The organism is Bradyrhizobium sp. UFLA06-24, assembly GCF_054967145.1.
In genome coordinates this window covers 24,398-47,262 of the sequence record NZ_JADFUE010000009.1, presented here as the reverse complement: position 1 = coordinate 47,262, position 22,865 = coordinate 24,398, and the positions used below count along the sequence as shown (strand labels likewise).

Genomic DNA, 22,865 nt, shown 5'->3' with positions numbered 1-22,865 from the left:
ATTTCTTCCAGGTTTGATCCAGCGCAATGCTGCGCCCGTTCTTTGCCCCATTCTTCGCAATGGCCCATCGTATGGATCACGACCATGATCATGGAGCTGCTTAACCGGGAGCACCGCAACATCGAGCGATTGCTCGCGGTCCTCGAACACGAACTCGAGGTCTTCGATCGCGCCGACCGACCCGACTACGAGGTGATCCGCGCCATCATCGCCTATTTCGAAGTCTATACGGCGATGTACCACCATCCCCAGGAAGACCGCGTCTTCGCCAAGCTCAGGCTTCGCGATCCCAAGGCCGCCGCAAAAGTCGGCGATCTCGCACAGGACCACAAGAAAGGCGCCGAGCGGTTGCATCGGGTGGCGCAGGCGGTGGACGGCGTCCTTGCCGGCCGCGAGGTGCTGCGCCAGGACGTGGACAAGATCGTCCGCGATTTCCTGGAGCATGAGCGGCGCCACATCGCCATGGAGGACCGCGATTTCTTCCCCGCCGCAGCAAATGCCTTGCAACCTCGGGATTGGACCGAAATCGCCGACGCTTTGTCTCCCCATAAGGACCCGCTGTTCAGCGATGCCACGGAAACGCGGTTCGACGCGCTGCGGGCCCATATCCTGAATTTGGAGCAGGAGGCGGAAGCGGCCCGGCATTAGCGATCGAGAGACCGTAACGTGGGTTCCACGTTCGGCTAGCCCCTTAAGCAACCTACTTCGTCTTTCGCAAAAACGCGCCGAACGCCCGCGGGCCGTCGCCGGTCTCGACATTGCCGATGACCCTCAGCTCGGCGGCGTCGATGATTTCGAGCGTGTTGCTCTCCCAGCAGGCGACGACGATGCGCCGGCCGTCGGCGGTCGCATTGATGCCCTCCGGATAGTCGCCGACATTGATGCGTTTCATCGGCTTCAGCGTGGCAACGTCGAATACGCTGACGGTGCCGCCATACTGATCGGTGACGAAGCCGCGGCCTTGCGCAAGCGCCACGGCATAGGGGCGCATCCCGACCGGAACGCGGCCGACCTCGCGTACCTCCGCGATGTCGATCACGGAGACGTCATTGGAGCCGACATTGGCGGTGTAGGCCCGTTTCCCCTCGTGATCGATGGTGACGCCGAACGGCCGGGTGCCGACATTGACGACCGCCTTGCGCTCGCGGGTCGCGGTGTCGACCACCGAAACGCTGTCGTCGTCGCGGTCCGCCGAGAGCAGAAGCCTCCCGTCAGGCGTCACCGCGAGCCCCGAGGGCGAGGCGCCGACTGTGATGCTGGCGGCGATACTGCGCGAGGCCGCATCGATCACCCGCACCGCGGCCGCATACCAATCGGCGACATAGACGGTTTTGCCGTCAGGCGTCATGGCAATGCCAAGCGGGCCGCCCCCAACCTCGATGCGTCCCACAACCTGCCGTGTCGCCGCGTCCACCACTGTCACGGCCTTGGCGTCCGGGCTTGTCACGTACGCAAAGCGGCCGTCTGCGGTGACCGCGATTCCGGCCGGCTTGCCGCCGATCGGGATGGTCGCGACGCTGCGCGACGTGGCAAGGTCCACGACCATCAGATTGTCGCTGAGCTGGTTGGTGACGAACGCCTCTTCGGCAGAGGCGTTCGCGATGCTGGCGGCGAGCGCCGCCAGGACCAGAACCAATCCCAGGACCCGCATCCTCAGCTTCCGCTCTCGATCTTCTTCTTCAGAGCTTGCAGGCCGGTCTGGTAGAGCCCCTTCACCGCCTTGACCGAGGCCTCGTCATTCAACTCCGGCGGCGGATCGTTGTTCGGAAAGCCGCGGTAGAACGCGCCGGCCCACTCCAGCGTGGCGCCCTTGCCGTCGGCGCTCGGCGTCACCGTCAGTGTCGAGGAGTAGTTGTTGACCGGCAGCACCTTCACATCGACGGCGGTGATCCGGTAGGAATAGGTCATGGCGGCGGCATCGAACTTATAGAGCTCCTCGTCGACAGTGGCGCCGCCCGTGAGGGTCAGCTTCCGCGTGGCGCCGATCTCATTGCCCTTCTCGCCCTCGGTCTTGGTGACCGGCGGCAGCCAGCTCATGTCCTGGAAATTACCGATCACCGCCCACACCTTGGCGGGGGCCGCGTTGATCTCGATGGATTCCCGCACCTTCTGCCGGGTTGGCCCATGGGCCCAAACCGGCTCGAACGCCGTCGTCAGAACCATTCCCCCCACCGACAGCGCCGCCACCCCGGCGATCGCCTTTCCGATCGTCATCCGCATACCGTTTCCTCACCTTTGACCTTGCGCGACTGATGCGCGCTGCAAGCATCGTAACGCATTTTTCGGCCGTGAGGAGACCGGTTCGTGGCGCTGCCGTGGCGCCGGCAGCCTTCACCCCGCACCATCCCTTGGCTGGGCGGCGGGCAAAACACGCGAGAACTGGGTCAACGCATCACGACAAAGATAATTCGCTTTACACGAATTCGGAATTGTCGCATGTTTCTGCAATCCCAACCCGGCCGAGGGGCGCTATCGCGATCGTCACGACACGCGGGATGGGACGTGGTGGACGCGGGCCGCATCGGCGCGAAGGGTCTTGCAGGGCGGGCAACCGTGAGCGGGGCCGTCGCGCAAACGACCGGTGTGATCTGCGTACGGCAAAATCGCGTGGTCCTGGTGCCCGAAGTCCGGCGTCCAAGTCTTGCGGTGATGCGCGTTGCCCAACCGGGCGCGCCCATCAGCCATCCGCTTGGCGACGGGGGCAATAGTGCATCGCTCCCCGGGGAGAGCGCGACATAAGCCGTCAACCCATTGCGCAGGGAAGGCCGGATGTTTGGCTTCACCTGTATGCCGCTGTGCAGCCTATTGCAGCGCAACCTTCGCACAGTGGACCGCGGGTTCCAGTCGGCACCCGGCCTTCCCTGCGCCCTCGGCACTCTCGAGGGCGAACACTGCGGCAAAGCTCGGGCACGACGTGCCGCGAGGACGCGAAGCATGTCCGCGATATCAATGCCAAAGCGAGGATACAGCTTGTCACGCCTTGCTTGCGGGAGGCTTGCCGGAGAGATGCGTCCAATGCGGCACTTGGACGCAAAAAGCACCTGAGGTTGCCGCTCGGAATCGCAGTAATGATCAGAAACAATGTTTCTGCCTGCTGGCATGAGGCCAGTCTTCTGTCTTGCGATCCGGCAATGATTGACGGACGTCCAAGCCTCTCGACAAGCCCCGCCGAGGCGTCAGGTATTCCCATGGTGTCCACCTATTTCAGCTACAGCTACATCGCGCGCAATCTCACGCAGTCCCTGACGCGCGTGGCGCAGCAATCGGACGTCTCGCGCGAAGCCGCCTATTACAAAGCCAATATCGGCAAGGTGCACTCCGTCGACGACCTGATGAACGACTATCGCCTGTATCACTACGTCACGAAGGCCTACGGCCTCGAAGACATGGCCTACGCCAAGGCTTTCATGAAGAAGGTGCTGCAGAGCGACCTCACCGACCCCAAGAGCTTCGCCAATACGCTGATCGACAAGCGCTACCGCGATTTTGCCGCGGCGTTTTCCTTCGGCGGCGGCATGAAGGTTGCGCAGTCGAACAACCAGACCGACGACATGATCGGGCTCTACACGGCAGCCATGAAGAGCAACGTCGATGCGGTGGCCGCCGACACGAAATACTACAATGCCGCGATCGGCAACGTGACCAGCGCCGACCAGCTCTTCAACGACGATCGTCTCCGCAACTATATCGCCTCGGCGTTCGGGATCGATCAAAGCAAATGGTCGCGCGACACGATCAAGCAGGTCTTGTGCAGCGACCCGTCCGACCCGAACAGCTATGTGAATGTCACCTTTGCGTCAAAGCTGGATGGCCTGAACGCCCAGCTTGCCCAGGCCAAATCGGACGCGACTGACGCCAGTTCGAAGATTACCGACTACACGGCTCAACTGTCGCAACCCGGCGCCAACGTCGATCAATTGAATGTCCAGATACTGGTCGAACGATATCGCCTGCAATCCGCCGTAAGCAGCATGTCCACCACCAACGACACCATCGTGGCGACCAACCGGTTCATGAATCTCGCCACCGCGTACGAATTTTCGGCCGACGGATCGCTGCCGCCAGGGACACCTGCGCAGACCGCCACGAACCTCGCCATCACGAACCAGAGTTTCGACGACAGCAAGTCGGCTGTCTATGCGGCGGCAAGCCCGTTGCAGGAAGCCCTGGTCATCGGGCAGTTCAGAAAAGCCATCCCGCAGGTCACTTCGCTCCAGGCGCTCATGTCCAACGCGTCAGCGTATAACTTCGCGCTGGCGGCGCTCGGTCTCGACCCTGCACAAGTCTCGCAGTCCACGGTAAAGGCCGTTCTCGAGAGCGATCTCAGCGATCCCAAGAGCTACGTCTATACGCTGAAGGACGACCGATACGTCAAGCTCGCGCAGGCCTTCAACTTCGACGCCAAAGGCAATCTGACGACGCCGCTGGCAGCCCAGGATCCGCCTGAAATCCTCGATACCGCGAAGAACTACATCATCGCGAAATTGAAAGCTGCAAGCAAGCAGGACCAGGCGAAAGTCAAGGCTCAAGCCCAGAAGGACGCGACCGACTATCAACGGGCGGTCGGCGACATCAAGAGCGTTTCCGACCTGCTCGCGAACAGGAAGATGGTCGACTTCATTCTGGTCGCCAAGGGATTGGATCCCGCAAAAGTGAGCACCGCCTATCTGAAGAAGATCTTCGCCTCGGATCTGAACGATCCCAAGAGCTTCGCAAACACCGAGAGCGACCCTCGCTTTGCCGAGATCGCGGCGTCGTTCAATTTCGACAGCAAGGGCAAGGTCGCGCGTCTTGCGATGATGGGCCCGCAAAAGCGCGATCAATTCCTCGCAACCCGAAACGACTATCTCCAGCAAAGCCTGGAGCAGCAGCAAGGGGACACCAATCCCGGCGTACGTTTGGCGCTGTATTTCCAGCGCATGGCAGGACACGTCACGTCCGCCTTCGACATCCTCGCCGACAAGGCTCTGTCGGAGGTATTTCGCACCACCTTCGATCTGCCCGATCAAATGGCCTCGATGCAGATCGATCAGCAGGCCAAGATCGTGGAGAAATATCTCAACATCAAGGACCTCTCCGATCCGGCGAAGGTGGCAAAGCTGCTGAGCCGTTTCTCCGCCATGTACGACGCGAAGAACGCCAGCCAGACCTATTCGCCGGTGCTCGATCTGTTTCAGGGATCGAGTTCGGGGACCTCAGGCTTCAGTGAATCGACATACCTCGCCATGGCAAAAATGAAGGCCAACCCGTGGTGACCCCCCGCATCCGCTGTTTCAAACCCCAATCGAAGGAGAAGGCAGATACCTTCAAGCCGTCATTGCCAGCGTAGCGAAGCAATCCAGACTGTCCCCGTGGAAAGATTCTGGATTGCTTCGTTACGCTCGCAATGACGAATGGAGCGATTGCGCCCCCTGCTCACTCTGCAAGGGTCGCTTCCACGAAACCGCGCGGATCTGCGCAGAATTCCCGCATCAGCCGGTAATGATCAGTCTGCTCGACCGTCGTCGGCTCGAGACCGTATTTGCCGAGCCGCAGCAGTTGCGCATTGGGATAGGCCATCAGCATCGGCGAATGGGTCGCCATGATCACCTGGCAGATGCGGGAGTCTTCCATGCGGCGCAGCAGCTTCAAGAACTCGATCTGGCGCGCCGGTGACAGCGCCGATTCCGGCTCGTCGAAGATGAAGATGCCCTGACGCTGGCAACGCTCCTCGAAAAAGCGCAGGAAGCCTTCGCCGTGGGAGTGCGACAGAAAATCGGGCCCGGCCTGGCCGGCATCACGCGCGGCCTTGTCGAGATACCGCGCGACCGAGAAGAAGCTCTCGGCCCGAAAGAACCAGCCATTGGTGATCTTCGGCAGCCAGCTCGAGCGGAGTGCCTTGGAGAGCTGTCCGCCCATTCTCTCGCGTGCCTCGGAGTGATCGACCGGCATGTATCCCTTGCCCCCGCCGGCATCGTCATAACCGGCGAGCGCCGCGATGCCCTCGAGGATCGTCGATTTCCCCGTGCCGTTCTCTCCAACGATGACCGTGATGGCGGCCTCGAAATTCAGCTCGAACTCATCCGGGAAGATCGGCAGGCAGAACGGATAGGCCTCGCGATCATGGATATGCGACGGGTCGAGCCAGACCCGCCTCAGATACGGCGCAGGCAGTTTGATCGTCCGATAGCCCGTCGCGCCATTGCCGGCCTCCGCGCGTCCCACTCGCATAACAGGAACAATGAAATTGCAAAGAGGTTTGTTGCGCCGTCCGAGCAGGGCGAGGCTACTCCAAGGGCTCCAGCACCAGCTCCATGGTCATCAGGACGGGATTGTCACCGCGGATCAGTCGGCCCTCGGCGATGCCACCGTTGTAGTCGATCAGGGCGACGTCGAGCGCAGCTTCCAGCGCGCCGGATGTGTCAGGCGCGATCAGCCCGGCGGTGATCGCAAGCTCGGTGGCGAACGGCTCGGTCACGCCGCCATGCGTGAAGCGCGCGCCGATGGTCGAGCCAACGCCGCCGTGGATTCTTGCGCGCGCAATGCCCTGCGCGAGGCAGAAGGCTTCGAGGCAACCAGCAAAGTCCTGATTGGGCCGCAGCCGCAGCGCATAGGCGCGGCTGGTCGTGCGCGCGCCGCTGCTCGCGGCCGCTACCGGCCCAAACAGCTTGAAATTGGTCTCGGGATCTGGCTCCGCCGTGAACATCGCGCCATCGATGCCGAAGGCATGAACCTCGAAAGGCTCGGCGACGTCTGTCTCATCAGGCAGCATGTGGCCGCCGCTCGCCTTGCCGTCCGCCTCGGTCCACAGCCCGTGGCAATGAAAGAACGGCGCACCGTCGCGCGTGCCCAGCGTCATGCTGCCGAGCCTGGTGCGTGTCACGCCCGCGGGCCGATAGGTTTCGCTGTAGAACGCGGCGTTATCGCCGGTCTTCGACAGCGCCGGCATGACATAGCCGAACGGCCCGAGCGCGCCGCGGCCGAAGTTCAGCACGCCACCCGCAAACCCTTCCGCCGCGAAACCGCGGCGCGCGGCTTCGAGCAGCGGCAGGCCGGCTTCAAGCGTGAACGAAAACGCGCGCCCCCTCGCCTCCACCGATTGAATCCGTTCCGTGACAGGAGCCCCCGGCTGCTTGATCGTTCGCATGCCCCGCGCTCAGCCCGCCTGCTTCTTGTCCAGTTCGAGCAGTCCGCGCGCCTCGAGCTCGTCACGTACCATGCGCTTGGGGACCTTGCCGTAGCCGGATTTCGGCAGCGCCTCCCAGAAGAAGAACCGCTTCGGCATCTTGTAGCGCGGCACCTTCGGCGACAGGAATGCCGCCATCTCCGCTTCGCTGACCGGCTTGGCGCCCTCGCGGGCGACGCAGACCGCAATGCCGACCTCGCCCCAGGTCGCGTCGGGCACGCCCAGCACGGCGACCTCGCCGACCGAAGGATGCGTCAGGATCTTCTCCTCGATCTCGCGCGGGTAGATGTTGGAGCCGCCGGAGATGTACATGTCGGACGCGCGTCCGGTGATGTAGACGAACCCCTCCTCGTCCATATGACCGAGATCGCCGGTGCGAAACCAGCCATTGCGGAACGCCTTCGCATTGGCTTCCGGATTGTCGTAGTAGCCGGCCAGCACCGCAGGCCCGATCACGCAGATCTCGCCGCTCTGGTTCGCGCCGAGCTCTCGCCCCTCGTCGTCCTGGATCGAGACCTGCATGCCGGTGCGCTCGAACCCGCAGGTGCCGATTTTGGCATGAGGCCCGTCCTCGGGATCATGCAGCGCCGCCGGCAGCACCGTGATGTTGCCGGTGACCTCGCCGAGGCCAAAATACTGCACGATGACCTTGCCGAGCTTCCTCAGCGCGGCCTTCTGATCTTCGCGATACATCGGCGCGCCGGCATAGATGACGTGACGCAGCGAGGAATGATCGTATTTGTCGGCCGCGGGATGTTCGACCATCATCTTCAAAATCGTCGGCACCGTGAAGAGATTGCCGACGCGATGCTTTTCGATCAGCCGGAACGCCTCGTCGATATCGAATCTCTCGGTCGGCAGCAGCACGGTGCAGACGCCCCGCGCGGTCTGCACCAGCTGATGCACCCCGGCGCCGTGCGACAGCGGCGCCACCACCAGCGACGCATCGGCTTCCGTCACGCCCGGCGTGAGATCGGCGAGATGGTTGGTAACGACAAAGCCCATTTGTCCATGCGTCAGCACTGCGGCTTTGGAACGGCCCGTGGTGCCGGAGGTGAAGAAGAACCAGCAGGGATCATCATGCTCGACCGCGGCGTTCTGGACCACCTGCCCTGCCTGCGAGGCGATCGCATCGGCCACCGAGCGCTCGCCAAACGTGCCCTTGCCGGCGATGCTCCAGGTGAACTCCAGGGGGCCGCCGTTCACGGCCGCAGCGTGCTCAGGAAAATCCACGTGACAGAGAAATGCCTTCGCGCCCGAAGCCTGCGCCAGATAAGCCACCTCGTCCGGCATGAGGCGGAAATTGGTGGGGACCCAGACCGCGCCGAGCCGGAACGCGGCGAACATCGAGATGAACATCTCGTCGCCGTTCTTGGAATGGACGAGGATACGGTCGCCCTTGACGATGCCGCGCGCGGCGAGCGCTGCGGCGAGCGCCGAAACCTGCGCATCGATCTGGCGCCAGGTCCAGGATTTGTCACCCCAGACGAAACCTGGGCGCGCTCCATGCCTGCGCGCATTCTGGGTCAGCATGTAAGCGAGATTCATGACGCGGCGGGACATACGGAGCGGCTGCATCGGGCTTCCTCTTCGGCGGCGGACGGCACGCAAGCCGCCTGCTCATTGCAGCCCATTTATCGCCATCGAAGGCGCCGCCGCAAGGTCACGATCCGCACCCCTGCCCTACGGCTTGCTGAATTCGAACGGCCTCGCCGTGATCGCCGTCTCCCTGACGCAGGCCTGCGCGCGAAAGCCGCCGCAGAAGCTGCCGTGCAGATCGAAGCGGATGGTGCGCGCGGCGCCGCGTTTCACCGGCGCAGCGAGGATGGTGTAGTCGCGGACATAACCGTCAAACACCGGACGCACGCTGCCATCGGGTCGAGTCACCAGGATGTCGAGCAGGCAACCGCCGGTTCCGCAATAGGTGCCCTCGCGCCCGCCGCATTTGGTGTCGCGGAAATCGACGATGTAATCATCACGCCCGTCGCCTGTGAGATCGACCCTGCGCACCGTATCCGGTGCGAACGCGACCTCGCCGCCGCCCTGGCTCCCGCACTCCTCATTAGCGTAGCGCAGCGCCTTCTGCACGCCTGGCGGATAATCGGCGGGATTGAACGGTTTCACATCGTCGGCGCGCGCGGCAGCGATGGCGAGCAAGGCGAGCAGGAAGATCAGATAGCGCATGCGCGTTTGTCGCCGACGCCGCCCCAACCGTTCAGGGAAATTTAAACATGATCGGCGCAACCTGAATCAGTTCTCGTGTACAGAGTGCCGCATCATGGTCAAAGCGCCCGCCGTCTTCCTGTTATCGCTGGCGCTCGCCGGATGTGCCATGGCGCCGCAAGCTCATCTGGCCTCGGATCCCGCCTTCAGGCCCGCGCGTTACGCCTGGGATGGGGCAGGAGGCGAGGATCCCAACCATCCGCGCGCCGCCCAGCAGTCGCAAGCAACACGCACGGCTATCAACTCCGAGCGCGCCAAGGCTCAGGCCGGGCTCCAGCCCTATTCGAAGGAATGGTGGCAGGCCCAGGACGGCATCGAGGCCGAGCAGGACGCCAAGGTCAATCGCTCGCTGGTCATCTGCAAGGGTTGCCTCCGGCCGAAACAACAGGCGGAAGATTCGCGGCTCGCCAAGGCGGCCGATTGAACCGAATGGCCGTTACGCCGGTCTACTGAGATGCAGCGCTGACATCGACCATTCCGGCCCTCGTCGCGCCTCATCTCAGGGATAATCCATGCTCTCCCGTCGCAGCCTCGTTGCCGCCTCTCTGTTCGCGGCCGCTACACCCGCCTTCTCCCAAGCGCCCGCCGGCAACGATCCCGTCGCAATCCTCACCGCAATCTACACCCGCGCAGCCAAGGGCAAGGGCGATGGCGGCGCTACCTTCGTCACCCAGAACAAGGCGGCGAAAGCAAAGTATTTCTCCAAGGCGCTAATTGCGCTGTGGGCCAGGGCGGATGCGCATACGCCGAAGGGCGATGTCGGACCGGTCGATTTCGATCCCGTCACCAATTCGCAGGAACCCGACGTGAAGTCGTTCAAGGTTGACGCGGAGAAAACGGAGACCGACCAGGCCACGCTCGCCGTGACCATCACGGGCCATCGCAACGAGCGTAAACCCGCCGACCAGATCGTGCGCTACGACTTCGTGCGCGAGGCCGGCAACTGGAAGATCGACGACATCAAGGGCTCCTCCGACGGTGAAGCCTGGTCGATCCGCAAGATGCTGACGGACGCGCTGAAAAGCTGACCGGAGACTTCATGAGCGAAATCATCAACAAGCTGATCCCGCAAGGTGTGGATCGAGAAACATCCGGACGATCGGGAGCTGGTGAAGACATAACCGGCGCAGGCCGTCACAGCGCACCGAGCTTCCTCAGTGCCTCCTGTGCCGTCTGCAAGCCGGGGTTCAGTTCCAGCGCCTTCCGGAAATCGGCGATCGCGCCCTTGAAGTCGCCAAGCCGCATCTTGGCTTGCCCGCGGTTATTCCAGGAGAATACGTCGGCGGGATCGTATTGCAGCGCCTTGTCGTAATCGGCAAGGCCGCCCTTGTAGTCGCCGAGGTAAAGCCGAATCATGCCGCGATTGCGCCAGCCGCGCGCGTCAGTTGGCGCGATGCGTATCGCCTCGCCGTAGTCGGCGGCAGCGCGGTCGAGCTGCTCGCTGTCGCGATACACATTGCCGCGGTCGATATAGGCGATCAGATCGGGGGCGAGCTTGATCCGCATCGTGTAATCGGCAAGCGCATGCGCCGTGTCGTGCTTGCGGGCGTAGACGTAGCCGCGATTGGCATAGGCCATGGCATAGGTGGGATCGCGCTTGATCGCCGCATTGAAATCGGCAATGGCACCGTCGAGATCGCCCTTGCTGTAACGGGACTCCCCGCGGTTGCTATAGGCCATCGTCAGCGACGGATCGAGCTTGATGGCCTGGTCGTACTCGGCGATGGCGCGATCATAGTCGCGCTTGAAGCTGTAGACGCGGCCGCGATTGTTGAACGGGCAGGCATAGGTCGGGTCGAGCTTGATCGCCTCATCGAGATCGGACAACGCCGCATCGAGCTCGCGCTTCTCGGTGAAGCCATGACCGCGGGCGCAATAGGCGCCGGCAAGCCTCCCCCCGATCTCGCTTTTGGTGTCGATCACGGTCGAGCAGGCCTTCACCCGCTCGTCCGGCGTGCTGGTTGGCGCCGCGCAAACGTCCCAAGCCGGACCGCCCTCGGCCGCGACCGGGACCGGCGCTGTCGCAGCGAGCACGGCGAGCAAGGCCATGAGACTGAGCGGGACACGCATTTTGCAGATATCTCCCCTGCGGCAACCTTCCTTGGTCGTGCCTTGGCAAGCCCCGGTTCAGGCACCTAGATCAGACGATAAACATAGCTGCGGAAGGATCAGGCATGGCGGCATCGGTACGCGACAACAAGGACAGGAGCCGCTTTGAGCTCGATGTCGGCAACGAGGTGGCCTTCGCCAATTACCGGCTGACGCCGTCGGCTGTCATCATCACCCACACCGAGACGCCGCCTGCGCTGCGCGGCCGCGGCATTGCGTCCGAGTTGATCAAGGGCGCGCTCGAGATCATCCGCCGCGACGGCAGGAAGGTGATCGCGGGCTGCGGTTTCGTCGTCGACTATCTGGACGGGCATCCGGAGGATGCGGATCTCCGCGCCTGAATGCAAAAGGGCCCGCGACGTCGCGGGCCCTTCGCATCGATCGACGCGCGTCGGTCAGTGCTTGATTTCCGGCGGCAGCTTGCCGCCATTGGCAGCGAGCTTGGACATCACCTGCTTGTGCAGCCAGACATTCATGCTGGCAGAATCGTTCATGTCGCCGGTGTAGCCGAGCTCCTTGGCCAGGTCTTTGCGCGCCGCGAGGCTCGAATCGACGTCGAGCGCCTTCATGAGGTCGACGATCGAGGTGCGCCATTCCAGCTTCTCGCCCTTATGCGCGGCGGCCGCCTTGTCGACGATCGCGGCGACGTCCACCGTTGCCGCAGGTGCGGTCGCCGGCGCGGATGCAGGCGCCGATCCGCTCGGTGCGGTCCCTGCAGGTGCGCTGCCCGCGGGCGTGCCGCCGGCGGGCGCAGCGGAAGCCGGATGGCTGCCGAAGATCGCGCCCATGATTTTCCCGAAAATGCTCATGTCTGCTCCCCGAAAAGGATCCCGTTGGAAGGCCCTGACTGGGCCCTTATAGATCAAGCTTCTGCATTGCGCCCGCGCTGATCGCGCGACCCACAACCAGCATGAGCTTATCTGCGGCGAAATGACGACCGGATGCGTCATTGAGGTTGCGCTGCGGCATTGAATCTCACCCAAGCGTGAGGGACAGGACTCGGAAATAGGCGTACGCTTCGCGTTCAGCTCGCGATGCCATCCGGAATTCGCGTCTGGTTGGTCTCGTGAAACTCAGAAAAAGGCGGCCGCTTGCGCCGTTGTCGGCGCCCAATCCGGCTGCATGGCAAGGGAGCAAGCCAACCATGGCCACACTCTATCAGGGCAATGTCCCCACGATGGGCCAGACCTCAGATGCGGCTGGACCGATGATCCGAACGATCCAACTCTCCGACCTGCACGACGCGCTTAGGCGCGGCTGGGAGGATTTCAAGGCGGTTCCGAGCCACGCCATCATTCTCTGCGTGATCTATCCAGTGCTGGGCCTCGTGCTCGCCCGCGTGGTGATGGGCTATTCGGTCCTCCCGCTGCTGTTTCCGCTCGCCGCGGGCTTCGCCCTGATCGGCCCGTTCGCAGCGCTCGGCCTCTATGAGCTCTCGAGCCGCCGGGAGCGCTATGAAGAGGCCACTGCCTGGGATGCCATGGACGTGCTGCGCTCGCCCTCCTTCGGAGCCATGCTCGGCCTCGGCGTGTTGTTGCTCGCGTTGTTCGTAACCTGGGTCGCGACCGCGCAGGCGATCTACGTGGCGGCATTCGGGTACGAAGGCGTGACCGGAATCTCGGATTTCGCGACGCGCGTGCTGACGACTTCGCAGGGCTGGTGGCTGATCGTGGTCGGCTGCGGCACCGGCTTTCTGTTCGCGCTCGCCGCGCTCTGCATCAGCGCCGTATCGTTCCCGCTGATGCTCGACCGCCATGCCGGCGCGCTGGAGGCGATGGTGACCTCGCTTCGCGTCGTCGCCAAGAACCCGGTGCCGATGGCAGCCTGGGGCTTAACAGTCGCGGTGCTGCTGGCGCTCGGCACCATCCCCGCGTTCCTCGGGCTCGCGGTCGTGATCCCCCTGCTCGGTCACGCCACCTGGCACCTGTATCGCAAGGCCATCGTTTCGGAGCCCGGGGCGCGGCCGGTACCGCCTCCGCCCCAGCGTCCACGCAAGCCGGCGGCGGATTTCCCCGCCAATCTGTTCCCGTGGCGGAATAGGCAATAGAGCGCTGGCTTGACGAAGCTTAGGCCGATCCCCTCCAGTCCCGGGCGGGATCGGTCGTCGTCATACGCCTTGCTTTGGCCGCTGTTACATCAGACATTCCGCCGCCGGTCATATCATTCACGGAATCAATTACCTCTGATGACCCTGACGATTTCTCGTCTCGCTCTCGCAGCCCTCACCCTTTCAGCCTCTATCGTGTCCGTCGAGCCCGCACTGGCTGCGGCCGCCTGCGGCTCGGGCAATTTCGACGCTTGGCTCGCCGATTTCAAAACCGAGGCTGCGGCCAAGGGGATCTCGCAACAGGCCATTGCCGCCGGGCTTGCCGGCGTCACCTTGGACCAGAGCGTGCTCAACCGTGACAAATCGCAAAAGGTCTTCAACCAGACCTTTGAAGAATTTTCCGGCCGCATGGTGCCGCCGCGGATGACGCGCGGCTCCAACATGATGAAACAATACGGATCGGTGCTGTCGCGCATCGAGCAGACTTATGGAGTTCCGGGCGAGATCCTGGTTGCGATCTGGGGCCTCGAAACCGATTTCGGCGTCAACACCGGCAAGTTCGCGACGATCCGCTCGCTCGCGACACTGGCCTATGATTGTCGGCGCGCCGAGCAGTTTCGTGGTGAGCTGATGGATGCGTTGCGCATCGTCCAGCGCGGCGATCTAACGCCGGCCGAGATGAAAGGCGCCTGGGCGGGCGAACTCGGCCAAACCCAGTTCATGCCGTCGTCCTGGGTGAAATATGCGGTCGATTTCGACGGCAACGGCAAGCGCGACTTGATGCACAGCGCCCCCGACGTGCTCGCCTCCACCGCCAACTATCTCGCCGGTTACGGCTGGCAGAAGGGCAAGGACTGGCAGCCTGGTAGCCCGAACTTCGCGGTGCTGCAGCAGTGGAACAAGAGCGAGGTTTATTCGAAGACGGTGGCCTATTTCGCCACCCAGCTCGCGCACGCCCCTTAAGACGCGCGGAGATCAAACGCCTAGGGCCGATCGCCCGGCGACCGGCCCTCTCTTGGATTGCGTTTGCCTCTCCGTTTACTTGCCCATGGTGGCGTGCATCGCCTTGTTGAGGTGCATGCCGCACGCACCCATTTTGCCGTTGAGCAGCGAATCCTGGGCGGAAGCGATTTCCTTCTGGGCGGCTACCTTGCCGTCGCCGTCTGGCATCGCCTCGATCGCGGTCTCGGTCTTCTCCAGATTGCCCGCGCTGCAACCGCCCATGGCGTGTTTGGCGGCCTGAGCCGGCGTGACGGCGAACGCGATGGCAGCAATTGCGATAACCCCGAGTAACTTCGTCATGATGTTACTTTCCTTCTTTTGTTTTTGGGCCAGATCCGGCGACATTGCCGGAATCCGCAACATGACTTTGCCGCCGACGCGGCAACTTGCCGCAATAAATTCCCCGCGAGAATTGTGTGATGTTGCGTGTCGCGCAGAGCCGCATGCGAAATTTCTGTTTTTCATTACAACTTCGTAATTACGCGATGCACGCTCAACGTGTGCAACACATCAAGGGGGCAGCAGCACTCCAGCCACTTTCAGAGGAGACGGTCCTGACGCTCGACTTCCCCTTGAGCTGCCGAGTTCCCGCTGACTCGCCGCCTCTGACGACCGGCGCATCGCGACGATCATATAATGAACAATAGTTCACTTTATGAGGTGCCGATGCATGCGAATCACGCATGCCGATCGTAGACCCACAAGTTGGCCGGCCCCCCTTTTACTCACGTAAATGTAATCTATTTCCAACGCATTCGGGCCCGCATCCCAAGGCTCTTAAGCCAATGATTTCACGGAGGTTTATTGCACCTTGCACCTCTCATCGCGTGATGATGGGCGAGGATCGCCAGCCGGTTAACGCTCCCTTACCACCGCCATGCGTTCTGCGCCTAGCTGCATCGCAACATCGGAACTATCGCAGTGCACCACTCTCACCTATATTCATTTCAACGATGAGGCCCCGGCTAGGGCTGAATCAAACTACAGGAGACTACCAATGCTGCTCTCGCTCATCCGCATGATCCAGGCCTTCCGGGACTATCAGCGCAATGTTGCCGAGCTGTCCCAGCTCAGCGATCGCGAACTGGCCGATATCGGCCTCGATCGCTCGGACATCCCGCGCGTTGCTGCCGGTCAGTATCAGGGCTGATATCGTTCAGCCATTCACCGGACCAACCGATAGCGCCCGCCTCGTGCGGGCGTTGTCGTTTCTGATGGCAGAAAACTCGATCTCGACGATTCCACTGACCGCCGAAAAGCGCTACCTGTCCGCCCCATGACAGGACTCCAATCCAATATCGTACACGTCATCGGCGCAGGCCTCGCCGGTTCCGAAGCCGCCTGGCAGGTCGCCAAATCTGGCGTGCCCGTGGTGCTGCACGAGATGCGGCCGGACCGCATGACCGAGGCGCACCGCACCGATGGGCTAGCCGAGCTCGTCTGCTCCAATTCATTCCGGTCGGACGACGCTGCCAACAATGCCGTCGGCCTCTTGCACGCCGAGATGCGCCGCCTCGGCTCCCTGATTATGCGCGCCGCTGATGCCAACCAGGTGCCCGCAGGCGGCGCTCTCGCAGTCGACCGCGACGGCTTCTCGGCCACCGTTACCAAGGCGCTGAACGACCATCCCCTGATCGAGATCGCCCGCGGCGAGATCAAAGGCCTGCCACCGGCCGACTGGAGCAACGTGATCGTTGCGACCGGCCCCCTCACCTCGGCGCCGTTGGCCGATGCCATCCGCGAGCTCACCGACGAGAACGCGCTTGCCTTCTTCGACGCGATCGCGCCGATCGTGCACCGCGAGTCCATCGACATGTCGGTGGCTTGGTTCCAGTCGCGCTACGACAAGGTCGGTCCCGGCGGCAACGGCGCCGACTACATCAACTGCCCCATGACCAAGGAGCAGTATGACGGCTTCGTCGCCGCGCTGATGTCAGGCGAGAAGACCGAGTTCAAGGAGTGGGAAACCAACACCCCCTATTTCGACGGCTGCCTGCCGATCGAGGTGATGGCCGAGCGCGGTCCCGAGACGCTGCGGCACGGCCCGATGAAACCGGTTGGCCTCACCAATCCGCACGATCCCACCACGAAAGCCTACGCGATCGTGCAGCTCCGACAGGACAACAAGCTCGGCACGCTCTACAACATCGTCGGTTTCCAGACGAAACTGAAATACGGCGAGCAGCAGCGCATCTTCCGTACCATTCCCGGGCTGGAGAAAGCCGAATTCGCTCGTCTCGGCGGACTGCATCGCAACACCTTCCTCAATTCGCCAAAACTGCTCGACAGCCAGCTGCGCCTGCGCGCGGAGCCACGGCTGCGCTTTGCCGGTCAGATGACGGGCTGCGAAGGTTATGTGGAATCCGCCAGCGTCGGCCTGATCGCCGGCCTCTATGCCGCGGCCGATGCGCGCGGCGAACGGCTTGCGAGCCCGCCGGCCACGACGGCGCTCGGATCCTTGCTCGGCCACATCACAGGCGGCCATATCGAGACCATCGAGCCGGGCACGCGCTCGTTCCAGCCGATGAACATCAATTTCGGCCTATTCCCGCCGCTTGCAAGCCCACCGACGAAGAAGCCCGACGGCACGCGCCTGCGTGGTAACGAGAAGACAGTGGCCAAGAAGCAGGCGATGAGCGCATTGGCGCTGGCCGATCTCGGTCGCTGGATCGCCGATCATTTGCGCATAGCCGCAGCCGCGTGAGATACCGATGAATCTCCCGAAAGACGACGCTGCTGAGCTCTCGGCGCGCTGGACCGAGGGCGTGCTGCTCAAGCGCGACGTGTTCTCGACCGTCGAGCGCGGCCGCTTCCGCACGGATGGCGGCGAAGTCGATGCGGTACTGCGCCGACTCGACGAGGTGCCATGGTGGTCGTTCCTGTTGGCGCGCCATCTGTTCGCACGCGAGAAGCACGCGCTCGCCCTTGCAAAGGGTCTCAATGTCGGCCCTGAGCTGCTGTGGGCCGGACATCGCGCGCTGGCGCGCGGTTTCGTCGACGGCGTTGCCCTGCACCTCGCAAAGCCCCATGGCGACCTCGCCTACTTCCGCTCGGCCAAGGCGACGCTCCGCCGGTTGCGTCGCGCCGGCATCTGCCACAACGACCTCGCCAAGGAACAGAACTGGTTGGTCGGCCGCGATGGCCGGGCTTATGTGACCGACTTCCAGCTCGCAGCCTGCTTCGTCCGGCGTGGCCGGCTTTATCGCATCCTCGCTTACGAAGACCTCCGGCATCTGCTCAAACACAAGCGCTCCTACGCACCCGAGGCGCTGACTCCGCGCGAGCGAAAAATCCTGGCGCGGAAATCATTCGCCGCAAGCCTGTGGCTTGTCACCGGCAAGAAGGTCTACCGGGCAATCACCCGCGGCCTGTTCAATTTCACCGACCGCGAGGGTGGCGGCCGCCGCCTCGTCAACGACGCGCCGGTGCTGGCCGCGCTGATCCGCAACAATCCCGCCGTGCGCGATACCGCCATCGTTGCCTTTGCCGATCGCCGCTCGGGCGTCGGACTTTATGCCTTCGTGGAAGCGGATCAGGCCGCCCTCGAAGGCCGTCTTCGCAATGAGCTCACCGCCGCCAAGGGCCCAAAGCCACCGGAACACATCCAGGTCGTCCACGCCTTGCCGCGCGATCCCAGCGGCAAGCCGCGTACCGAGATCCTGCAACTGGTCGCCATGAACCAGCTCGACCTGATCGAGCCGATGGTGAAGAACGACCAGGACCGCGCCTTCCTCAAGGACATCCTTGAGCAACGCAAGAACCTGCGCGATCGCTTCAACTTCGAGGCGGATCTGCCCACCGGTTAAGCCGCGGGTACGCTGCGCCTTGAAGCGTCCACAATGCCGGTGGAGAAGCCGGAATCACATGATTTGGGGATCAATGACTCGCTGGGGGACCATGGGGCGCCGGGTGGCTTTGCTGATCGCGCCTCTCCTGCTGCTGGGAACCTCGCCTGTGATGGCCGCGGACTCCCCAGCCGAACAGATCTCGAGCTTCCGCCTCAAGCATGGTGAGGGTCGCGTCGTGCGCGACGCAACCCTCGATCGCATCGCGATGGACCAAGCCCGCGCGATGGCGGCAAAGGACGATCTCAGCCACGACGCGCTCGGCCCGTTCAACAAGCGCGTCGCACCGTCAGGCGCGGGCCGCGCCGCCGAGAACATTGCCTACGGCTACGACAATTTCGAGAAGACGCTGGGACAGTGGATCGACTCCTCCGGGCACCGCAAGAACCTGCTGCTGCACAATGCCTCGCGCGTCGGCATCGCGAGCGCGAAGAACGCCAGCGGCAAGCGCACCTATTGGGCCATGGTGATCGCCGGCGATTACGAGCCGAAGCCGGGCAAGGGCAAAGGCAAGAAGGACAGCGAGCCGGTGGTCGCCGTGAAACGCGAGGTCACGCCTGCCAGCAGGCCCAAAGCCGCCAATTGCCACGTCAAGCTGCTCGGCCTCTGTATCTAGAGTGAGACTGTTCGGCGCTTGCTCGCCTTGTTCGGCGCGTCTAATCCATCCCAGGGATCGCGAGAGGGAGAAGCGCACTTGATCGATATCGACCAAATCCGCGCCGACACGCCTGCCGTCTCCGGGCTCGCCTATCTCCACAACGCCGGCGCGGCCCTCATGCCGACGGCCGTTGTCGCCGCAGTGAAGCAGCATATCGATCTGGAGGCCGAAATCGGAGGCTATGCCGCTGCCGATCGTGTGTCCGATCGGCTTGACGCGATCTACGGCTCGGTGGCGCGGCTGCTGAACGCCGCGGCGGAAGAAATCGCGCTTACCGAGAACGCCACAGTTGCGTGGCAAATGGCCTTCTACGCTCTGCCGTTTCTCCCCGGCGACCGGATCCTGACCGCCGAGGCGGAATACGCCGCCAATTATGTGGCGTTCCTTCAGGTCGCCAGGCGCACAGGCGCGGTCATCGAGATCGTGCCGAGCGATGCCAGCGGCGAGCTCGACGTCGCCGCGCTCGAGCGGATGATCGACGACCGCGTGAAGCTGATCGCCATCACCTGGGTTCCGACCAATGGCGGGCTGGTCAATCCCGCAGCTGCCGTCGGCAAAATCGCCCGCGCACGCGGCATTCCCTATCTGCTCGACGCATGCCAGGCGGTCGGCCAGATGCAGGTCGACGTCGAAGCGATTGGCTGCGACATGCTGTCGGCCACAGGCCGCAAATTCCTCAGGGGTCCGCGCGGCACCGGCTTCCTCTACGTCCGCAAGGCGCTGCTGCAGCAGCTCGAGCCGCCGATGATCGACCATTTTGCGGCGCCCTGGGTCTTGCGGGACCGCTATCAGCTCCGCGATGACGCCCGCCGCTTCGAGACCTGGGAGAACAATTACGCGGCCCGGCTCGGGCTCGGCGTCGCCGTCGACTATGCCCTCGCGATCGGACTCGGCCCGATCGAGCAGCGCTGTCGCCTGCTGGCGGGTCGCCTTCGCACTGGCCTTGCGGCTATCGGTGGGGTCACCATTCGCGATCTCGGCCGCACGCCAGGCGCGATCGTCAGCTTCACGGTGGCTGGCTACGAGGCCGACACGGTCGTCAGCGGCGCCGCTACGGCCGGCATCACCATTGGCGCATCACATCCGTCGAGCACGCGGATCGACGCCGAAGTCCGTGCGCTGCCGGTAATCGTGCGGGCGTCGCCGCACTACTACAACACGGAAGCCGAGATCGATCGGCTGATCGCCCATATCGCGGGTCTGGCGCGGCGTTAGCGCGGCTTCAGGTGCAGCGCGCGCTCAATCCCGACGCGCCGAGCTTGGCCATGACCTCGTCGAGATGGGCGCTGTCGCGGGTCTCGATGACGAGCTGCAACAACGTCGCCTTCGCCGGCAAGTCCGAGAAGGTCCGCTGATGCGAGACCTCGATGATGTTGGCGCCGGCTTCCGCCAGCAGCGCCGCGAGCGCAGCCAACTGGCCGGGTCTGTCAGGAATGTCGAGCGAGAGCTGCGTCAGCCGCCCCTCGCGCGCGAGCTCGCGTGTCAGCACCGAAGCGATCAGCCTGGTGTCGATGTTGCCGCCGCTCAGGACCAGACCGACCTTCTCGCCGGCAAAGCGCGAAGGATCGGACATGATCGCCGCAAGACCTGCGGCGCCCGCCCCCTCTACCACCGTCTTCTCGATCGAGATCAAGGTTGAAACCGCGCGCTCAAGCTCGGCTTCGTTGACGAGCGCAATGTCGTCGACGAGGCGGCGGACGATTTCCGTGGTGATCTTGCCCGGGGATTTGACAGCGATGCCTTCGGCGAGCGTGTCGCCACGCGCCGGCAGATTGCCGCCATGGATGGCATTGTACATCGAGGGGTAGAGCCAGGCCTCCACGCCGAGGATCCGCAGCGACGGCTTGATCGATTTCGCGGCAATGGCAATGCCGCTGATCAGGCCGCCGCCGCCGATCGGAACCACCAGCGTATCGAGCTCCGGCACCGCCTTGAGGATCTCCAGCCCGACCGTCCCCTGTCCCGCAATGACCAACGGATCGTCATAGGGATGGACGAAGATCATGCCGCGAGATCCGCCATGACTCAGCGCAAACGCGGCCGCCTCCTCTAGCGTTGCGCCTGTCACGATCACCTCGGCTCCATGATGCCTGGTGTTCTCGACTTTCACCATCGGCGTGCCCACGGGCATCACGATGGTGGCGGGAATGCCGAGGCGCTTGGCATGATAGGCGACGCCCTGCGCGTGATTGCCCGCGGACATGGCGATCACGCCGCGCGTGCGCTCCTCCGGAGTCAGCGCGGTGAGCCGGTTCAACGCCCCGCGCTCCTTGAACGAGGATGTAAACTGGAGGTTTTCGAATTTGAGCCAGAGGTCACAGCCGCAAATATTGCTCAGCGTCCGGCTGTAGCTACAGGGCGTCTCGACAACAGCACCGCGGATGATCTCGGCGGCTGCATCAATGTCACCGGATGCGACCGGAAGGCCGCTCAGATCGGGGATTGCGGTTGGGGATATCTCAGCCATGGGACAGCATAGAGCATTTGCGCGGCCCGGGCGATAAGCCAGCCGCTATTTGGTAAATTCCCGCGATCGTGAAGCCCGCCACAGCGTCCACAGCGTGCGCAGCCGCGACGGCGGCTGCGGTGCAAAGGGATTGCGCCCCCGATGCGACAGCCGATCGAGATCAGCCCGCGTCTGGCTCAACGGCAGGAACGCCGGCCGCACGGACGGCGGCACCTGCGACAGCAGCGACAAGGCTGTCGCCAGATGCTGCCGGGCTTCGGCGATAAGCTGGTTCAGCACGGCGTGGAGATTGGGCGTCTCCTTGCCCGCGAACACATCCTCCATGGTGCAGCCATGGCTGGCCAAGACCTGCTGCGGCAGGAACAACTGCCGGTGGGACGAGTCCCGCGGTAGGTTGGCAATCACCTGGGCGATGCCTTGCGCCAGCCCGGTGTGCCGCGCCAAGTGTTCGGCCGCATCCGAAGCATCACCCATGATCCGCGCCGCGAGCGCGAACAGCGCCGAAGAGGTGGCGGCCAGATAGCCTTCCAGCGCCGCCATGGTCGGCATCGGGTCGTTGTAGAGATCGAACTGATGCTCGTCGACCAGCAGCGACAACGGCTCGACCGGCAGGTCAAAATCGCGGATGGCGCGCAGAAGCTCTGCCGCCACCGGATTGCCCTCGGCGCTGCCGTGGACGAGCCCTGAGAACAGGTCGGTCCACCACTGAAAACGAATCTCGCCCGGCAAGGGCTGGCTCACCTGATCGCGGACGCGGACGATCTCGACATTGAAGGCGTAGAGCGCCAGCAGCGCGCGGCGCTCGGCAGCGGGGACGAACAGGGTCGCGACATAGCGCGGAAAGTCGTGGCTGCGCACGAGGTCAGCGCAGAATGTCGTGGCGTCGGGCGGCGTCGCAGCGCCGCTCATGGCACGGCAATCAGCGCAGCCGCAACGCGCCGTCGTTCGCCGATCATGATGTTGTAGGTGCGCACGGCGGGGCCGGTCTGCATGGTGTCCAGCACCACCCTCACCGCCTTGAGCGCCTGACGCAACTCGGGCGGCGGCAGCCAGACGTCAGTTCCGGTCCCGACCAGCAGCGTGTCGATGCCGTTGGCAGCCGCAAAAACCCGCTCCAGGGAATAGCGATCGATCTTTGCCGGATCCGTCACATCCCAAGCCCAGATCGCATCGGGCAGACACAGCAGCGAGCCCCGGTGCGACATGCCGGCAAACGCGAAGCCGCCTTTGCCATAGGCCTCGATCGGCGCCGAGCGCGGGAAATGGGGAGCGTTGGGATTGCCGGCCATGAGCTCCATCCGAATGAGCCTGCTACCCTCGCAAACTCCTGCGAGGGCATGCGGTTCGGA

Annotated in this window: 24 protein-coding genes; 12 read left to right on the top strand and 12 right to left on the bottom strand. The window is 63.6% G+C overall.

Features of this window, described 5'->3' with window-relative positions:
• The first annotated feature begins 84 nt into the window (after positions 1-84).
• Positions 85-648, top strand: coding sequence for a hemerythrin domain-containing protein (locus tag IF809_RS10225; RefSeq protein WP_453978803.1), 564 nt, complete (start codon positions 85-87; stop codon positions 646-648).
• Between the two features lie 52 nt (positions 649-700).
• On the opposite strand, the gene IF809_RS10220 is transcribed toward IF809_RS10225, so the two are convergent.
• Complete coding sequence (locus tag IF809_RS10220; protein ID WP_462837498.1) at positions 701-1,651, bottom strand: YVTN family beta-propeller repeat protein; 951 nt, start codon at positions 1,649-1,651, stop codon at positions 701-703.
• Positions 1,652-1,653: 2 nt separating this feature from the next.
• Positions 1,654-2,220: an SRPBCC family protein gene (locus IF809_RS10215; RefSeq protein ID WP_462837497.1), complete on the bottom strand. Its 567-nt coding sequence runs from the start codon at positions 2,218-2,220 to the stop codon at positions 1,654-1,656.
• Between the two features lie 968 nt (positions 2,221-3,188).
• Here IF809_RS10215 and IF809_RS10210 point away from each other — a divergent pair.
• Entirely contained in the window at positions 3,189-5,255 is a 2,067-nt protein-coding gene (locus IF809_RS10210) for a DUF1217 domain-containing protein (RefSeq protein ID WP_462837572.1), read from the top strand.
• A gap of 160 nt (positions 5,256-5,415) precedes the next feature.
• Here the strand turns inward: IF809_RS10210 and IF809_RS10205 are convergent, their stop codons facing one another.
• From IF809_RS10205 to IF809_RS10190, 4 genes are all read right to left on the bottom strand, one after another.
• On the bottom strand, positions 5,416-6,204 hold the full coding sequence (locus tag IF809_RS10205) for an AAA family ATPase (RefSeq protein ID WP_462837496.1): 789 nt from the start codon (positions 6,202-6,204) through the stop codon (positions 5,416-5,418).
• A gap of 61 nt (positions 6,205-6,265) precedes the next feature.
• The gene (locus IF809_RS10200; RefSeq protein WP_462837495.1) at positions 6,266-7,126 is read right to left on the bottom strand and encodes a PCC domain-containing protein; all 861 of its coding nucleotides are present in this window, start codon (positions 7,124-7,126) and stop codon (positions 6,266-6,268) included.
• A 9-nt stretch (positions 7,127-7,135) separates the two neighbouring features.
• Positions 7,136-8,743 (bottom strand): acyl-CoA synthetase, encoded by a 1,608-nt coding sequence (locus IF809_RS10195; protein WP_453978799.1) that lies wholly within the window; start codon positions 8,741-8,743, stop codon positions 7,136-7,138.
• 105 nt (positions 8,744-8,848) lie between these two features.
• Positions 8,849-9,349: a hypothetical protein gene (locus IF809_RS10190; RefSeq protein ID WP_462837494.1), complete on the bottom strand. Its 501-nt coding sequence runs from the start codon at positions 9,347-9,349 to the stop codon at positions 8,849-8,851.
• 94 nt (positions 9,350-9,443) lie between these two features.
• Between IF809_RS10190 and IF809_RS10185 the strand changes: the two genes are divergently transcribed.
• Positions 9,444-9,812 (top strand): hypothetical protein, encoded by a 369-nt coding sequence (locus IF809_RS10185; RefSeq protein ID WP_453978797.1) that lies wholly within the window; start codon positions 9,444-9,446, stop codon positions 9,810-9,812.
• A gap of 88 nt (positions 9,813-9,900) precedes the next feature.
• Positions 9,901-10,416, top strand: coding sequence for a DUF3828 domain-containing protein (locus IF809_RS10180; protein ID WP_462837493.1), 516 nt, complete (start codon positions 9,901-9,903; stop codon positions 10,414-10,416).
• Between the two features lie 106 nt (positions 10,417-10,522).
• On the opposite strand, the gene IF809_RS10175 is transcribed toward IF809_RS10180, so the two are convergent.
• Complete coding sequence (locus tag IF809_RS10175) at positions 10,523-11,458, bottom strand: tetratricopeptide repeat protein (protein WP_462837492.1); 936 nt, start codon at positions 11,456-11,458, stop codon at positions 10,523-10,525.
• A 104-nt stretch (positions 11,459-11,562) separates the two neighbouring features.
• Between IF809_RS10175 and IF809_RS10170 the strand changes: the two genes are divergently transcribed.
• Positions 11,563-11,838 carry a GNAT family N-acetyltransferase gene (locus tag IF809_RS10170; RefSeq protein WP_453978794.1) on the top strand — a complete coding sequence of 92 codons (276 nt, stop codon included), beginning with the start codon at positions 11,563-11,565 and terminating at the stop codon, positions 11,836-11,838.
• 54 nt (positions 11,839-11,892) lie between these two features.
• On the opposite strand, the gene IF809_RS10165 is transcribed toward IF809_RS10170, so the two are convergent.
• Entirely contained in the window at positions 11,893-12,306 is a 414-nt protein-coding gene (locus IF809_RS10165; RefSeq protein ID WP_453978793.1) for a DUF3597 domain-containing protein, read from the bottom strand.
• A gap of 335 nt (positions 12,307-12,641) precedes the next feature.
• Between IF809_RS10165 and IF809_RS10160 the strand changes: the two genes are divergently transcribed.
• Positions 12,642-13,544: a DUF2189 domain-containing protein gene (locus IF809_RS10160; protein ID WP_453978792.1), complete on the top strand. Its 903-nt coding sequence runs from the start codon at positions 12,642-12,644 to the stop codon at positions 13,542-13,544.
• A gap of 138 nt (positions 13,545-13,682) precedes the next feature.
• Positions 13,683-14,507 (top strand): lytic murein transglycosylase, encoded by an 825-nt coding sequence (locus IF809_RS10155; protein WP_453978791.1) that lies wholly within the window; start codon positions 13,683-13,685, stop codon positions 14,505-14,507.
• Positions 14,508-14,582: 75 nt separating this feature from the next.
• On the opposite strand, the gene IF809_RS10150 is transcribed toward IF809_RS10155, so the two are convergent.
• Positions 14,583-14,909: a hypothetical protein gene (locus tag IF809_RS10150; protein ID WP_453997667.1), complete on the bottom strand. Its 327-nt coding sequence runs from the start codon at positions 14,907-14,909 to the stop codon at positions 14,583-14,585.
• Positions 14,910-15,543: 634 nt separating this feature from the next.
• On the opposite strand from IF809_RS10150, the gene IF809_RS10145 reads away from it, so the two are divergent.
• The 5 genes from IF809_RS10145 to IF809_RS10125 all read left to right on the top strand — a co-directional run bounded on the left by IF809_RS10145 (position 15,544) and on the right by IF809_RS10125 (position 20,264).
• Positions 15,544-15,696 (top strand): DUF1127 domain-containing protein, encoded by a 153-nt coding sequence (locus IF809_RS10145; RefSeq protein ID WP_007590701.1) that lies wholly within the window; start codon positions 15,544-15,546, stop codon positions 15,694-15,696.
• Positions 15,697-15,822: 126 nt separating this feature from the next.
• The gene (gene trmFO / locus IF809_RS10140; RefSeq protein WP_462837491.1) at positions 15,823-17,250 is read left to right on the top strand and encodes a methylenetetrahydrofolate--tRNA-(uracil(54)-C(5))-methyltransferase (FADH(2)-oxidizing) TrmFO; all 1,428 of its coding nucleotides are present in this window, start codon (positions 15,823-15,825) and stop codon (positions 17,248-17,250) included.
• 7 nt (positions 17,251-17,257) lie between these two features.
• On the top strand, positions 17,258-18,352 hold the full coding sequence (locus IF809_RS10135) for a serine/threonine protein kinase (RefSeq protein WP_453978789.1): 1,095 nt from the start codon (positions 17,258-17,260) through the stop codon (positions 18,350-18,352).
• Positions 18,353-18,425: 73 nt separating this feature from the next.
• Positions 18,426-19,007 carry a CAP domain-containing protein gene (locus IF809_RS10130; protein ID WP_453978788.1) on the top strand — a complete coding sequence of 194 codons (582 nt, stop codon included), beginning with the start codon at positions 18,426-18,428 and terminating at the stop codon, positions 19,005-19,007.
• 78 nt (positions 19,008-19,085) lie between these two features.
• Positions 19,086-20,264, top strand: a complete 1,179-nt coding sequence (locus IF809_RS10125; RefSeq protein ID WP_453990785.1) for an aminotransferase class V-fold PLP-dependent enzyme — start codon at positions 19,086-19,088, stop codon at positions 20,262-20,264.
• Between the two features lie 7 nt (positions 20,265-20,271).
• On the opposite strand, the gene IF809_RS10120 is transcribed toward IF809_RS10125, so the two are convergent.
• Genes IF809_RS10120 through IF809_RS10110 form a run of 3 tightly spaced genes read right to left on the bottom strand, consistent with a single transcriptional unit; the run spans position 20,272 to position 22,805 of the window.
• Entirely contained in the window at positions 20,272-21,516 is a 1,245-nt protein-coding gene (locus tag IF809_RS10120; protein WP_462837490.1) for a threonine ammonia-lyase, read from the bottom strand.
• 45 nt (positions 21,517-21,561) lie between these two features.
• A complete protein-coding gene (locus tag IF809_RS10115; protein WP_453978785.1) occupies positions 21,562-22,425 on the bottom strand; it encodes a phytoene/squalene synthase family protein in 864 nt (287 codons plus the stop codon).
• Positions 22,422-22,805, bottom strand: a complete 384-nt coding sequence (locus IF809_RS10110; RefSeq protein ID WP_453978784.1) for an Mth938-like domain-containing protein — start codon at positions 22,803-22,805, stop codon at positions 22,422-22,424. Before IF809_RS10110 ends, IF809_RS10115 begins: the two co-directional genes overlap by 4 nt.
• Positions 22,806-22,865 lie beyond the last annotated feature (60 nt).